This window comes from Streptomyces sp. NPDC026062 (assembly GCF_055568375.1).
Genome location: NZ_JBVHOQ010000059.1, coordinates 1 through 14,199 on the forward strand (window position 1 = coordinate 1; position 14,199 = coordinate 14,199).

General features: G+C 70.7%; 13 protein-coding genes. 5 read left to right on the forward strand and 8 right to left on the reverse strand.

The genetic code is table 11. The annotated features are described in order from the left end of the window. Positions 1-436: 436 nt before the first annotated feature. On the reverse strand, positions 437-703 hold the full coding sequence (locus ACZ4LX_RS34395; RefSeq protein WP_402291016.1) for a hypothetical protein: 267 nt from the start codon (positions 701-703) through the stop codon (positions 437-439). 112 nt (positions 704-815) lie between these two features. Between ACZ4LX_RS34395 and ACZ4LX_RS34400 the strand changes: the two genes are divergently transcribed. Further along, complete coding sequence (locus tag ACZ4LX_RS34400; protein ID WP_467650897.1) at positions 816-1,949, forward strand: hypothetical protein; 1,134 nt, start codon at positions 816-818, stop codon at positions 1,947-1,949. Between the two features lie 82 nt (positions 1,950-2,031). On the opposite strand, the gene ACZ4LX_RS34405 is transcribed toward ACZ4LX_RS34400, so the two are convergent. From ACZ4LX_RS34405 to ACZ4LX_RS34415, 3 genes are all read right to left on the reverse strand, one after another. Further along, a complete protein-coding gene (locus ACZ4LX_RS34405; RefSeq protein WP_191891821.1) occupies positions 2,032-2,340 on the reverse strand; it encodes a hypothetical protein in 309 nt (102 codons plus the stop codon). A 145-nt stretch (positions 2,341-2,485) separates the two neighbouring features. Further along, a complete protein-coding gene (locus tag ACZ4LX_RS34410; RefSeq protein ID WP_467650898.1) occupies positions 2,486-4,174 on the reverse strand; it encodes a hypothetical protein in 1,689 nt (562 codons plus the stop codon). A gap of 186 nt (positions 4,175-4,360) precedes the next feature. Then, positions 4,361-5,425 carry a hypothetical protein gene (locus tag ACZ4LX_RS34415; RefSeq protein ID WP_467650899.1) on the reverse strand — a complete coding sequence of 355 codons (1,065 nt, stop codon included), beginning with the start codon at positions 5,423-5,425 and terminating at the stop codon, positions 4,361-4,363. A 156-nt stretch (positions 5,426-5,581) separates the two neighbouring features. On the opposite strand from ACZ4LX_RS34415, the gene ACZ4LX_RS34420 reads away from it, so the two are divergent. Next, entirely contained in the window at positions 5,582-5,821 is a 240-nt protein-coding gene (locus ACZ4LX_RS34420) for a hypothetical protein (protein ID WP_467650900.1), read from the forward strand. Between the two features lie 560 nt (positions 5,822-6,381). Here the strand turns inward: ACZ4LX_RS34420 and ACZ4LX_RS34425 are convergent. Next, entirely contained in the window at positions 6,382-7,125 is a 744-nt protein-coding gene (locus tag ACZ4LX_RS34425; protein WP_467650901.1) for a TIGR02391 family protein, read from the reverse strand. A 335-nt stretch (positions 7,126-7,460) separates the two neighbouring features. Here ACZ4LX_RS34425 and ACZ4LX_RS34430 point away from each other — a divergent pair, with 335 nt between their 5' ends. Then, positions 7,461-7,727, forward strand: coding sequence for a hypothetical protein (locus tag ACZ4LX_RS34430; protein ID WP_191891826.1), 267 nt, complete (start codon positions 7,461-7,463; stop codon positions 7,725-7,727). Continuing rightward, complete coding sequence (locus ACZ4LX_RS34435; RefSeq protein WP_191891827.1) at positions 7,724-8,554, forward strand: hypothetical protein; 831 nt, start codon at positions 7,724-7,726, stop codon at positions 8,552-8,554. The genes ACZ4LX_RS34430 and ACZ4LX_RS34435 overlap by 4 nt, the downstream gene beginning before the upstream one ends. A gap of 127 nt (positions 8,555-8,681) precedes the next feature. Here ACZ4LX_RS34435 and ACZ4LX_RS34440 read toward each other — a convergent pair whose 3' ends face one another. Beyond that, a complete protein-coding gene (locus tag ACZ4LX_RS34440) occupies positions 8,682-8,828 on the reverse strand; it encodes a hypothetical protein (RefSeq protein ID WP_191891828.1) in 147 nt (48 codons plus the stop codon). Between the two features lie 272 nt (positions 8,829-9,100). Further along, the gene (locus ACZ4LX_RS34445) at positions 9,101-10,549 is read right to left on the reverse strand and encodes a hypothetical protein (RefSeq protein WP_225051237.1); all 1,449 of its coding nucleotides are present in this window, start codon (positions 10,547-10,549) and stop codon (positions 9,101-9,103) included. A gap of 222 nt (positions 10,550-10,771) precedes the next feature. On the opposite strand from ACZ4LX_RS34445, the gene ACZ4LX_RS34450 reads away from it, so the two are divergent. Beyond that, entirely contained in the window at positions 10,772-11,254 is a 483-nt protein-coding gene (locus tag ACZ4LX_RS34450) for a hypothetical protein (protein WP_191891830.1), read from the forward strand. Between the two features lie 396 nt (positions 11,255-11,650). On the opposite strand, the gene ACZ4LX_RS34455 is transcribed toward ACZ4LX_RS34450, so the two are convergent. Further along, positions 11,651-14,176 (reverse strand): helicase associated domain-containing protein, encoded by a 2,526-nt coding sequence (locus ACZ4LX_RS34455; protein WP_467650902.1) that lies wholly within the window; start codon positions 14,174-14,176, stop codon positions 11,651-11,653. Between the last annotated feature and the right edge of the window lie 23 nt (positions 14,177-14,199).

Below are 14,199 nucleotides of genomic sequence, written 5' to 3' on the forward strand. Positions count from 1 at the left end.
CCCCGCGGAGCGGGTAGATCCCTGCTGCGCAGGGATCGAGGGGAACCCCCGCGCGTTGCGCGGGGGTTGGCGAAGTGACACCTCCCCGCTGCGCGGGGAGGTCCGGCTCTGCGCTGCGCTTCGAGCCGAGAGTCCCTTTCGCTGCGCTTCAGGGACTTCGTGAGCCTGTTGACACAGGCTCAGCCGGCCCCGGTTCCCGGGGCTTTGGGTCCGTCCGCTGCGCTCCCGGACCGGGAGCCCGCTTCGCGGGCGGCTGGCTGTGAGGGGACGGGTGAGGGTGTTTCCTTCGCGGAGAACTTTCTGGGAATCCGGATTTGGGGTTGGTGCCTTCCTGGGTTGGAGATCGTGATGGTTGTGCTGCGGGGTGCGCGGGCGGGGGTGATGTCCGTTCCGCTTCGTTGGACAGACATCCAGGTCCTGTCCCCCTGTCGTGGTGTCAGTTTCGGGGTGTGTACCAGGGCACCACGCGCAGCAGGAGGTCGAGGGTGTGGCGGGCTGCTGTGCGGGTGGCGGTGGTGGGGGCGAAGGCTGCGGCGAGGGCGAGGGTGGCGGTGGTCGCACCGAGTGCGGCGGTGAGGATGAGCAGGAGGCTAATCAGGTGGCCGGGGTGGTGGAGGGCGCTGGCGATGAGGAGGGTGAGGAGCGCGGTGGTGAGGCCTGCAGCGGTCCTGGTCCGGGTGCGGTTTCGGTGTTCTGGGGTCACGGATGGGCCTTTGTCTTCTTGGAGCTGGCGGGTGTCTGGGTGGTGCCGGGTCCAGTGAGCCAGAGCCGCAGGTCCGCAGAGAATTGCACCTCTCGGGGTTGTAATGGTGGGCATGGCACGAGGAGCGCCGAGTCCGGCTGATCTGCAGGTGGTACGTGAACTGGCTGTGCGTGGGCTGGTGGTGACGGTCAGCCAGTTGGAGAGCTGGCGTCGGGCGGGGTTGTTGCCGCGGCACCGGCGGCGGGGGCTGGGGCGTGGCCGGGGGTCGGTGGTGGACGCGGTCGATCCGGCGGTGGTGGAGAGTGCGGCGGTGCTGGCGCGGCATCTTCGCCAGGGGCGGGATCGTCGGTTGGCGGTGCTGGAGTGGTTCGCCGAGGCGGGCATGGCTGCTCAGCCGGGAGCGGCGTCTATGCCGGAGCCGCCGGTGGCCGCTGTGCGTGAGGCCGTGGTGTGGGTGCTGCGGGGGACGATGTCGCATCGGCTGCTGGAGGTCGCACGCGGGGCGGCGGGGGCGGGTGAAGAGGCCGCCGATGCCCTGTATGAGGTCGCCGGCCGGCTGATTGGGGCCCATCCGTACCGCGGGGCCGCGAATCCCGCCCTGGTGCGTGCCGCGCTTGAGGCTGACGAGGACGTACCGGACGGGCCGGACTTCACCGGGGTGGTGCACCTGGTCGCGGCGATTGGTCTGGGGGCGCAGGAGGTGGGAGCGGATGCGCTGGCGGAGGCGTTCGCCGCCTACGGCTGGTTCGGGCTGACGGCCGAGGACTGGGCGCAGATGCTGGGGGCGGTTGAGCGTGGTGAGAGCCCGCCGGTGGACTGGGGGCTGCTCCAGCAGCGCGCGGACGTGCTGGGGCCGGTTCAGCAGGCCAGTGACGAGCAGTTGCTGCGGGCCCGGACGGTGCTGCTCGGGCTGCAGATGTTCTACGGGTTGTACGCGATGCACGCCTTGTTCATGCCGGATACGCCGGCACTGGCCGCGCTGCGGGCGCGGATCGACGAGTGGGGCATGTTCCCGGTCCTGAACCACGTCATCACTCTGGGCCCCTCCCCCAGGCACTTCGCCGAAGGCCTAGCCGTCTGTCTCGAGCCGCTCTTCGACGGGCTGTACGAGACGCTCATGGAACAGCTCGCGGCCGACCCCGCCCTCTTCCGGCTCCCCGGAGACGAGAGCGGCGCGGCCGGCTTCATGGAGAGGTGGATCGGTACGCTGCGCGGACGGGCTCAGGCGGGCCGGGGAACGATGTGATTCCGGTAAGGAGAGCGTGCGGCGCCAGGCACGGCCGGGGGCGCCCGTCAACGGCGCGGCGCCCCCGGCAGCTGATGGACGATCACTCACCATGTCGGTCGGGCGCGTCGGCGCGCGGGCCGGGTGCCTGTCGCGCGTCCCGGACCGGGTAGCGGACCGGGAGTGGGGTGCGGCGGCGCTGCTGGTGGTGGTGCCAGCGGGCCCGCCACCAGGCCAGCCGGTGCTCGGAGTCCTGAGGGAAGACGGACTGGATGACGGTGACGAGCAGGCCGAGTGCGAAGCAGGCGAAGGCGATGGCGGTCAGCCACCACGGGGCGCCGATCAGGGCCAGGACGAGGCCGCTGATGCCGGTGGCGACGGAGGAGATAAGTGGTCGGGTCGGGTTGTGCATGGAAGGGTTCCCCCTCGGGCGGGCGTACGTGTGAAATACGCGGGATGTCGGTAATCCGGGCGTCGTTTGCTCGGCCTGCATCCCTTTTTACGAAGAGGGTCCGTGCCTGTTGTATCGGTGGGTGTCACACGCTTTCTCCCGGAGGTCACCGGCGCCGTCGGGAGCTGCGCTCCCTGGGGGCGTAGCGGTCGAAGGCCTCGCCCCACGCCTGCTGCATCGAATGCTGCCTGATCAGAGAGCTCCTCGCGTGTGCGACGGTGGCCAGCCACTGCACGAGGTCGGTGGAGGCGCCGGCCAGGAACTCCCCGGTCACCGACTGTCCCGGCCACCGCCAGGTCGCCTTGTGCACCCGGAACCGTGCGCCGATCCGGCTGTCGAGGCGGGTGGCCTCGTCCGTGAATTGGCGGACGTTGCCGCGCACGTGCCGTAGGTGCCGCAGGTCCTCCTCGTCGCAGCCGTCCAAGGCCAGCTCGTCGATGATCTCGTCCATGGCCTGCAGGGTCGCCGTGCGGGCCTGGGCCATAGCCTCCTGACGTTCCTCGGCGCTGATGAGACCGAAGTCGTATGCCGCACCCACCGGGACGTCCAGCGCGAGATAGAGGTCGGGCTCGTCCTCGTCGCCGAACTCGTGGTTCCAGTCAACGAGTAGGGCCTCGATGTACTGGAGGATCTGATCGGGCGGCAGACCGGCCGCGGCGGCGAGCAGTGCTGCGGCGCCGAGCACGGGCTCGTAGCCCGGCGCGTCCGGTCGGCGCTGAAGTGGCCACACGGCCTGCCGGTTGCGGTGGGGAAAGGCCAGGACGCGGCCCTCACCTGTCCATGCCGCGTACGGCTGCGGCAGCCCGCCGGTGTCCGCGGAGGCCGGGGCGACGGCGCGCCAGCCGGGCGGGCGGGTGAGCACCCAGCCGGGCGGGTGGACCGCGTACTGGGGCGTGTCCGTCCGGGTGCGGTGGGTGAGCCAGTCCTCGAAGTCCTGCAGAGCCACCTGTCGTTCGGCCCGCCACACCGCGGTGCCGCCCCGGCCACTCCAGTCGTAGTCCGTGGTCCCCCGCTTGAGGTAGCACCGGCGCTCCTCGTCTGCGTGGAGAGTGTCCTGATGCAGGTCCTCCCAGGCCTCGCCCTCCTCCTGCAGCATCCGTGCGTTCGCCTCGGCCTGCGGGCCGGTCAGCAGGTCGCGGGCAATGTTGTCCGCGACCTGGAATCGGGCTGGGGAGTGCCAGGCCACGTCCTCCTCGAGGGCCGTCGCGATCCTCAGCAGGCGCTGGTCGTACTCATCCAGCTTGGTGTCGGACGTCCAGGCCGTCGCCTTACGTAGCTCGTCGGCCGCGTCCAGGAGGTCGAGCTCCGGACCGGTGATGAGCGCGGCGGTCGCCAGCCGCCACAGGTTGCGGGCGGCGCGGTGCCGCAGGAGGGGAAGCAGCCCGTCCAAGAACTCGTCCGTGAACGGCTCGGCCACCGCGATGGCGGTCACCACCGCGTCGGTCAGCACCCGTCCTTGGTAGTCCCGAAACGCCCGCTCGTACTGCCCCGGCAGCAGCAGCGAGACTGCGCGGGCCCGCTCCAACAACGCGGAGCTCGCCCTCAGCCGCAGGGGCCGGTCCTGACGCGGATCCTTACGCCAGCGCGGCGGGGGCGGGTAGCGCAAGACGGTGGAAATGTGCGTCAGCCGGTCGTCGGGATCAATCTGCTCCTGCCGCTCGACATGTTCGGCCAGCAGCCGGCGCACGGTCGCGTCCCGCGATGCGCCCTGCCGGGCCGCGACGGCGGCCAGCGCATCGAAAGCACAGAACGGGACCCTGACATTGGTCTCCATGTACTCCGGATTCACAGGCACCCAGGGATTATCCGGACGACACTGCCCCCAGCGCGACACGGGGCACGGCCCGGAGCGCACCGACCGTCCGCAGCCACGGGGTGCGCCCCGTAACGCACAGCAACGGCCGCCCCGGGTCTCGCTCCAGCCAAGGACGTAACCCTGGAACCTTTACGTCGCGTGCGGCTACGGCAGGCGCGGCAGGACTCACGGCCCCTCGGGCCTGCTTGAGCGTCCCCAGCGGTCGGGCAGCGGCTTGTACCGGGCCGTCAGGACGCCGGCTCTGCGGGCTTTGCTGGTCCAGCTCGATCCCGTCCTGTAGCTGACGTTCCACAGGGTGCAGATCAGAGGCAGTGGTGGCTGTTCCTGGGCCAGGGCGAAGAGGTAGGCGTCGGTGACCTGGCGCAGGTGGTCTGGCCCCCGGGTCCGCACGGGTTCACCCACGACGCCCCGGGCCGTGGCGAGGTAGAGGTTGCCCTGCAGAGCCGCGAGCCCGCGGGCGAAGACGTCGTCGAGCGGAGCAGCGGCAAGAGCCTTGGCCGTCAGGTGCGTTCGCCAGCCGCCGGCGTGCGTGATGTCGGGCTGGATCGCCCATCCACGGACGAACACGTTGCCCTCGCGGGCACCAGGTTCGATGCGGAAGGACCAGTCGGGACAGTCGGGCAGGTCGCGCAGTGTCGCTCCGTTGGTTCCCACGGTGGTCTGCGAGGAGGGCGGTTGGCGTGGCGGGCGCGGCAGCGGGATCACCCCGCGCCGGTCCGGCTCGGTGCGGGGGCCGTGGCGGCTGGAGAGCGGATCCTGTCCGAGGACCTGACGCCTGCGCGCCTCGGCCAGCCAGTTGTCCACGGTGTCCACTCCCTTGCCCCAGACAGCGGCGATCACATGGCGCGGCGGGAGGTGGCGGGCGACCGCATGCGCGTAGACCGCGGCGACGAGCAGGCAGAAGTCGCGGCTACCGCCCCGGGGACGCCGCGTCCAGCCGGCATCGAGCTGCTCGGCGGCGCGCGTGGAGACGGTCGCCGCCACGGTGGCGATGGCCAGCACCCGCTCCCAGTCGACGGCGCGCACCGCCCTCGGCGTCACCCTGCCGGGGCGGGCGCCAGGAACACGCAGGCGCAGGGCGGCAGGCCGGTGGATGTCGTGCTCGCTGCGGCGCAGGCCCACCGTGAAGACAGCGGTCCGGGCACCCTCCAGCCCGCTGATCTCGACACGCCCGGCCTCCGCTCCGGGCCGCTCGGAGGCGGCTCCCTTGTCGTACAGGGTCACCGACACCCACATGGGTCTCCTCCTCTCCCCCAAGTCCTCATCCTTGGGTAATCAGAGCGGAAATGGGAGATGGTCTGCACGGGGGTGGGCGCCATACGGTCGAAGCACCGGCCACCAAGGTCGCTCGTCCGCCAACTCCCCCGCCTGTAGGAGAAGTTCGTCATGCCCGCTTCGCCGACGCCGTCCGTGCAGCCCTCCTCCCCAGTCCGTCTTCCGATGTGGCTGCGGCTGGCCCGGCCCGCAGCCTTCCTGCTGGTCATCGTCTTCGCCAGCGTGACGACCTACCAACTGGTGACGGGCCCGTCCCTCACCACGGCGCCCTGGGCGACCATGACCGCCGCGGTCTCCGCGGTCTGGGTGGGTCTGCTCCTGTACGGCGCCCATGTACGCGCCCAGCGCTAAGTCATCGCCGCGACCGAGCGGATGTTGCCCGGGCAGTCGCAGACAGATGGCGCGGGCCCACTCCACCAAGTCGGTGGGCGCCCTTCCGAACCGTCGGTGTCCCGTTGTGGACGTCCCGGGCATCACGCGACCGCAGGCGAGGGGCCTCCCCTGGGCGTTTGAACGCTGCAGTGCAGGACGGCCTGGCGGCTGTCCAGCGTCGTGAGGTCCTGTCCGCCTGGGCTGGTTGGCTGGGGGGGGCGGAGAGGGCGAGCGCGTCCAGCAGGCCGGTCGGCGGCTCGTGTGGGGAAGTGGCGGCCGTCTGCGCCGCGTCCGAAGCTGTTTCCGGTGCGCGGGCGCCGGCTGCTTCTGAACAGCTCACGGCCGACCCGGCCCTCTTCCGCCTCCTCGGAGACGAGAGCGGCGCAGCCGGATTCATGGAAACGTGGACCCGCGTCCTGCGCCAGCAGACCACGACGGCCCAGGAGCGGGCGTCTGAGAGCTGTGAGGGGCCCCTGTAGGGTGCGCCGCTTCCGCCCGGCCAGGGTGACCCACTCGGGCCCCGGCACCGGTGTATGGGTCTATGTCGTTGGGGCGGTCTGGTGGCGCTTGGCGCGTTCGACCTGGCGCAGCAGGAGGTCGGCGAACTGGATGATCTCTGCCGCCTCGATCGGGTCGTCGAAGTCGACGGTGCGGTGGCTGGCAGGGTTTTTGTAGGCGCCCATGGCGCCGGCGAACAGGTTGGCGGTGGCCGCCTGTTCGCCGCCCTCTGCTTCCGCGTCGGCGAGCGTGCCGCCGGTCTTGCCGTTCTCGTGAGGCCGGAACGCTTCGCGCATCAGCTTTACTCCGACCAGGGAGTTGTCGAGCCCGGAGGCGTCGCGGACGGCGACCTCGACCGCCTTCATCGCGGCGAAGCACGCCGTCTCGTAGTCACCCAGGTCGAAGTTGGTGCGCACCGTGCCCTCCAGATCCGGGTGGAGTGGGCCGGAGAGCCGTTCGCGGGCCTCGAACCGCGTGATGCCCTGCGGGTCCTTCGCCAAGTCCCTGCTGTCGCGGGAGATCCGGCGAAAGGCCTCGGACTGGCTGGGCTCCCGGGACAGCAACGCCTGAGCCTCCAGCCAGCACCAGGCATCGGACAGCCGGTTCACGAGCGCGTCTGCATCCGGCTCTTCCTGGAACGCCTGCCGAGCCGAGTTCATGGTGCTCACGTACTGCAGGTATCCGGTACTGCTGGCGAGGTGCTGCAGGAGAAGGAGTGCGACATCCCGCGTGGGCAGCTGCCGGATCTGTTCTGCCGGAACCGGCGGTATGTACTGGAAGTTCATGAGCCACAACGCTACGGCGCAGCACTGACACTCCGCGGTCTTACGGGCGAAGGCCCGCCCGCCTCGGTCCATGGCGAGGCGGCCACGGGGCCCCGCTCTGGGTGTCGGCGCGTTGGCTGCTCTCACCCGGGCCGGGTCTGTGCACCGTGGACAGGTCCTGCTCGCTTTTTGGGGTTGAGCTGCGGCTTTGTGGCGGAGGCGGAAGGTACGTCAGGTCCGGGCTCGGTGGGGTGGAAGTCGCGGGAGCGGGGCGGGTGGTGCCACGATCGGCTCACCGTGCCGGCTGGGTTCGTTGCCGGCCGGGCCGTCACGTCAATCGTTTGTGAGGCCTCGTCATGTCCGTTGTCCCGCCCTGCGCCGGTTCCGTCGGCGCCCCGCCCTCCGTCGTGGCCGAGCCCGCCTCCGGCAGGCTCGGTGCGGGCGAGGCGGCCGTCGTCATCACCGTGGTTGCCGCGGTGACCGTGCTCGCCGTCCTGCAGCGCCCGATCCCTCTGGCGCTGACCCTGCTCGCGGGCGCCGTGATCCTGCTGCTGGCCGGGCGCCGCGCGGGCCGGCTCCTGGCAGCCGTCGCCGCACTCTCCGCCAGCGGCGGCCGCGGATGAGCCGCAGAGCACCCGGGCCCGCCGAAGCGGAACTGGCCCGGCTGCGCGGCTGGTTGCGCGCGGCGAAGGGGCCGCGAACCTTCGGCTCCCTCGCGCGGCGGGCCAGTGCCGGGACGATGCCGGTCGCGGCATGCACCTTGCGCCGGGCCCTGGACGGGCGGCTGCCCACTCTGTACACCGTCCAGGCGTTCGCCCGGGGCGCGGACGCCGACGAACAGGAGGCGGCGCGGGTGTGGGCGGTGGCCGCAGCCGCCGTCCATCCGGCGCCCGTGCGGCGGCCGGTCACGTACGTGCCCGGGCGCGGCATCACCACCCTGGCAGGACTGGCCAGGGCCATGATGAGGGTCCGGGCGAAGGCCGACGGGCCGAGCCTGCGCCGACTGGCCGGCTCGCCCGAGGCCGCGGGCCGCATCTCACGCAGCGCCCTGCACAACGCCCTCACCGGCCAGAGGCTGCCCAGCGAACAGCTGCTGGCCGGCTTCGCCGCAGCGTGCGGCGCCAGCGAGGAAACCACCCGCGCGCTGCTCGACGCCCGCGCGCGGATCCTGGCCGGACCCCAGCCCCGAGCGCGAGCGTGGACCGCCGAACAGGCCAGGTACCAGATGCTGCGTGATTTGGGCGTGCCTTATTGGATGCGGAACGAGGACATCAACACACTCGACCTTGGCGTCGATCCCGATTTTCCGGTGCGTCGGCGGCCCTCGCCCGCGCGGAGAACGGCACAACGTCACCGGCGCCGACGAAGCCAGCGCCGACGGGCGGCGGCGAACTCGGCTGCTACGAATGCCAGTTTACGCAACGAGGAGGCAAATACCGGACAGGACTAGGTGCGGCCGGCGCCCTGGGGACGGTGGGGCTGGTGCGCGGCGGACTGCTCCTCTCCGTGGCCGTGGCCTGCCGGACGGCCGGGGCACGGGGCGGGGTAGTCGGCGGCCCGCTGCTGCCCCTGTTCCTTCAGCTCCCGGAGGCGTCGGCGGACCTCGCCAGGTCCACACCCAGCACCTCGCGGCCGAGCTCATCGAACTGCAGCGCCTGCTCCTCGGATGCCTCGGTGAGCTGCCGGAGGAACCGCTGCTCGGCCCCGTCCCCGGCGCGGGCCACGTACCCGAACTCCCGTCCACCTTCACAGCCCCGCCGCCGGGCGCTGGAGGTAGTGATCGGGGTCTGGCGGGACGAAGCGGAGATCCGGGGCCGCCGCGCCCCTGACCGCCTTCACGCCAGAGCGGCGACGACGGCCGCCAGTACCTTCCTCCCGGCCTCGTTCACGGTGAACGTCCGGCCCTCACCGGCCACGGCCAAGGAGAGACGATCTGTGGCGGCTGCCGCATGGCAGCAGCCCGCACACGTCGCTGGCGAAATGACGGCCGCGCCCGCTATGCGGTTCCGCCTTTGCCCCAGGGCCACCGCCTGCGGCCGACCGCCGGGGTCTCGCGCCCTCCGGCAGGGGACGCGTCTCGGTCTCCTTCTGAGTGGGTCTGGCCGAGTACAGCGGCCTGCACGGCCGGCCAGTCCTGCGTGCGCCACCAGCGCAACAGGTCGCCGGAGGCGATCACGGGAAACGGGAGCGCGTCGACGACCCTACGCTGATACACCTCTGCAGTGCGGTCCGCGGGGTCAAGGCTATGCTGGTGGTTGACGATCAAGGCTGCGCAGGTGACAGGCTGGCCGGGGCGCAGTTGCGGCCATTTCTCCAGATGGCGGTGAAGCTGCGAGATCAGTTTCTCCCCCGCATTCTTCGCGGCGGCCTTCACCTCGACCAGGCAGGTGGACCCGTTCAGCACGGCGAGCAGGTCGGCGGACAGGGTGCCGCCCAATTCCTCGTCCAGCTCGGTGACGGCGAAGCCGGCGGCACGCAGTACCGCGGCCACCGCGTCTTCCAGCTCCTTGGCGCTGCCGTACAGCAGACCGGACCGCATGGGTTCGGCCTCCTGCCGCGCCCGCTTCAGTTCGCCCTCGAGGCGGGCTTTGTCCTCCAGGTAGCGGCGCTCCAACTCTTCAAGAGAGCTGCGTGCTTGTGTCTCGGCGGGGGTTTCCAGGGCAGGATCGACATGGTGGCGTGAGCGGACGCGGCGCAGTGCGGCCGGTACGTGCTCGGGAAGGGCGCGCTGGACGAGCCACTCGACCACCTGGTTCCAGTCGACCCCGTCAGGGATCACGTACCAGATCTGCTGGCCGTCCCCGGACGTCCAGCGTGCGACGACGGGCTTGCCCAGGCTGTCGACGAGGATCGGCACCAGTTCGCCCTCGGGCTCGCGAACCGTCGTTCCGCGCCGGCCCTCCAAGGCGCTCGCCTGCAACGTCATCGCCCACCAGGGGGCATTGGCGGGGCGGTTGAGCAGTCTCAGTCCGAGGTCGCGGTCGGTCGCATTCAGCCCGGGAGCCAGGGAGACTTCCGCCTCCGCAAGCAGCCGCTCGCCGACGATCGCGCCAGAGAAGTGGCGGAAGTCCACGCGGCCGCCGGGCCGGCCGAAGACCGACCACCCGCGGTCATCGTCATCGTCTGCCGTGCCCATCGTGGCGATGATGAGCCCAGGCTCGCCGCGCAAGTCTGCTCCGGACAGGAACCTGTCGAACTCGTCGGCGCCGCGACCGGAGAAGCTCGGGTTGATGGCGGCGGCGCAGGTGCCGGTGTCCGTGTCGAGCCAGCGCGGCTCGGCCCCATGCTTGGTCCAGGAGATGCCCGCGTATTTAGCTGAAGCCGCGACGAGCTTGGGCGCGTAGTCGACGGCCTGCGGATCGGGCTCTTCCTCCATCGGGGCGGGGTCGTAAACAGCGACGTGTACGGGGACGAGTCCGTTCGGAGACGAGGTGTGCGCGGCCATAGCCGAACCGTAGCGGCCCGGTGTGACACCGCCGCCGGCAGAACACAGCCCTTCTTGCGCCGGGGGTACGAGACGGGCAGCCGTTGGCCGAGTGGGGACACACGCTGGCACGCCCAACGGCAGGCTGGGCCGGACTCAGGTGAGTTACTGTCGAGGTACGCCTACGGGCGCTACGTCCACGGACATCCGGACCTACGGGTCCTCTCCCTACGAGGAGTTTGCGTGCTTACGCTTACACCCATCGAACGCGACATGCACCGCCTTCTCCGCTCTCTTGCGAAGGCTGGCGATCCGGTCGACCCGCTTTCCGCCTGCATCGGCTACAAGGAGTTCGCACAGCGCGTTGACCCGCACGGCTTGGACCCCTATACGTCGCAGGGCCAGATGCGTGGGCTCTACCCGAAGCTCGGCCACATCAGCGTGTACGAACACCAGCATGGTCGCCCGCTGCTGTCGGCACTTGTCATTCGCAAGGCAACTGGCCGGCCCGGGGCCGGCTTTGCCGACCTGGCGTCACAGCTCGGCTTCGAAGCCGCTGAGGAGGACGAGTTCTGGGAGCATCAGGTGGCACAGGTCGTGCGCTTCTGGTCTGCGGACGATCCGGTCATGCTGATGGACTCCGCGATGGATCAGGTGCTGAAGGAGCTTGGCTCGATCAGGCGCGCCGTACGCAGACTCGCCGCGCGGCCGGGCGAGAAGGGCTGATACCGGCGGATTGCGTCGCGGACAGGGTGCCCTGTCTCCCTCCCCTGAGCACCGCTTGCCGATGTGCGCCATGAGGGCCTGCCTCTAGGCAGGCCCTCACCCCGATATGGGGCGCGGCGTGGCTGCCCACGCAGGGGCGTCCGCGTGGGGTGCAGCACCCCCGTGGGGTACAGGGCCGGCACAGCCCCGCGCGCCGTGTCACAGCCGGTCCGTGCCGGGGAGGGTGACCCCGTTGGGCAACCCAGCACGCTGGTCAGGCGCCTGTGTCACAGTGAGCGACGAGAGCGGATAGGCGACAAGGGGGGCGGGCTGTCGTGCGGCGTGACCGAGGGCTTCCAGTGCTGCGGGAGAAGGAACTGTTGGCGGCCGGGGTGGACGTCGGGCCGCTGCGGCGGATCACCGTGGTCCTGGGGCGTGCGGGCGGCGGGAAGTGGCACGTTCCTGCCAAGGCGGCGTGCCTTCGTCGGTCCAGTCTCCGGTGAACAAGGACGCCACCAGGGTGGCGTGCTGCTCGGGAAGTTCACCGGCACGGTGCTTCGTACGGGCTTTCGCGAGCCAGGCCCCGATCTTGACCTGATCCCCGTCAACAGTGATCTCCTCGCGGGCGGTGGGGGCACGGCGCTCGCGGTGCAGGAAGAGCTCGAGGATCTGCACGGTCTGGGCGAAGGTGCGGCGGGAGCGGCGGACTGCAGTGAGCGGGTGGCTTTGCGGAGTAACACCGATGGCGGTCAGCAGACTCTGTTGTGGGCGGGCGAGGGTGCGCCAGCCGGTGAGCTGGCGATGCAGCCAGCTGCCGATCTTCACCGAGGCCAGAACGCTGTCGCGGTCGAGTGCGGCCGGGTCGTTGCCGGCGGCGAGATGTGTGCGCAGCAGATGGTACTTGCGGTGCCAGTCCGCGCCGTGGGGCAGTTGCCAGTCCGGGTCGATGGCCGCGAGGTCGGCGACGCGCGCCGGGGCGAGTTCGGCGCGTGCGGCCGCAGAGCGTTGTTCGGCGAGCCAGGCACCGAGAGGAGTGGTGGCGGGCGCGGCAAGGTGACCGTGGGCACGGTGGTAGTCGGTGGCGGCGGTGAGCCGGGCGCGCCAGGCGGCATCGTGCTTGTCCCAGACCATGCCCAGAGCGTCGAGTTCGGCGATCCAGTCGGTGTCCAGGCGGCCGGCTGTGCGGGCGTCGCGCATGGTGGTGATGAAGGTACCCAGGGCGAAGCCGTAGGCGTCGGTGTAGTCGGCGGGGACGTCAAGGTGGTGGTGGGCGTCGTGGTAGGCCTGGGCGGCGGCGAGGCCGGCGCGGCGGGAGCGGGAAACGGCCGTGTCGTGGGGGTTGAAGGAAGTGAGGTCGAGTGCGCGGGCGATGTGCTCGGGATGGGTTGTGAAGTCGAAGTGCCAGCGGTGCTGGATGAGATCGCTGATTTCTTTGGGTAGGCGGTTGGCCTTGCCGGGAAGGCGTTCGAAGATGCGGTGGTCGTGACTGGCAAGGGCCGTGCTGATAGCCCAGACGGGTTCGTAGGCGGTGCCGAGGATGTCGGTGGGGTCGGTGCCCGGGGGGATGTAGACGGGGATGACGAGGCTGGCGATCTTGCCGCTGACGGACAGGCGTAGGGCGCGGCCGAGGGCTTGGACGCAGCGGATGACGCTGCGGGTGGGGTCGGCGAAGACGATCGCGTCGACGCTGGGGATGTCGACGCCTTCAGCGATGACTTTGGCGTTGGCCAGAATGGCGCAGGGTGAGGCCGCGAACTCGGCGAAGGTTGCGGCGCGTTGCGCGGATGGCATGTCGCCGTGGACGAAGAAGACCTCAGGGCTGGTGTCGGGGCACAGGTCCGGGCTGTGGGCGCGGAGGCGGCGCAGGGTGTGGGGCAGTTCGCGGGTGAAGCGTTTGGCGTCTTCGACCAGGTTGAAGTAGACCAGGACACGGCGCTGCTGGTGGGTGGCCATGGCTTTGAGGACGGCCAGGTGCAGGGCGGTGGTGCGCAGGGCCTCGTCGATGGCGGGCTGCTGGTCCGCGGTGGTGCCGGAGGGGGGCAGATTGAGGCGTGTGCGCAGGTCGTCGTCGGTGAGGGTGGGCACGATGATCCGGTAGTCCGCGACCCGGCCGTCTTCGATCGCGCGGGCGAGGGAGTACTCGAAGATCTTCTTGCCGTAGACGGCGGGGTTGTCCATCGAGTTGGCGCGGGCGTCACCCCCCTCCCCCGTCCGGGGCATCTGGCCGCGCGGGCGGGAGAGGTTCGCGGACTCGGCGAGATCAGGTGCGGCGAAGATGCGCGGGGTGGCGGTCATGTAGAGGCGACGCTCGGCACGGATGCGCGTGGCGTCGTGGACCGCGGCCCATTTCTTGTCGGCCCGGCCAGCGATCCGGTGGGCCTCGTCCAGGACCACAAGGTCGAACGGCGGTACCTGGTGTGCGGTGTGCTGGGTGTTCTCGATCTTGTCGAGGGAGTCGTAGGTGCACACCACCGTCAGGCCGGGCAGCGCGTTGCGGCCGGTGCCGACGGCGGCCAGAAGGGCGGCCAGGAGGCGGTAGTCGGTGACGGAGGCGACGTGTGCGTCGGCCAGGGCGTCGTGGGCGGCCGCGTCCATGGAGGAGACGATGACGACCGGCTCCTGGTGGCCGTCGCCGCGCAGGGCCAGAGCGGTCTGCGCGGCAAGGTCGAGGGTGGGGACGACGAACAGCAGCCGGCGCGCCAGCTGATGCGCGGCGCGGCTGGCGACGAGGGTTTTGCCGGTGCCGGTCGCAGCCACGTACAGACCTCGGGTGCCGGGCCGGCGCAGGTGCTTCAGAATCCTGCCGAGGGCCTCTTCCTGGTCCTCGTGCAGTGGAAGAGGCTTGCGTCGTCTGCGGCGTGACGGCAGCTCCAGCCCCAGATCTGGCAGGTCCCGGACCGCCAGCGACTGGGGATCGGGCGCCTGGGGCGTGGGCGGTGGCATGGGGTCTCCGGGCGTGCGCGGCC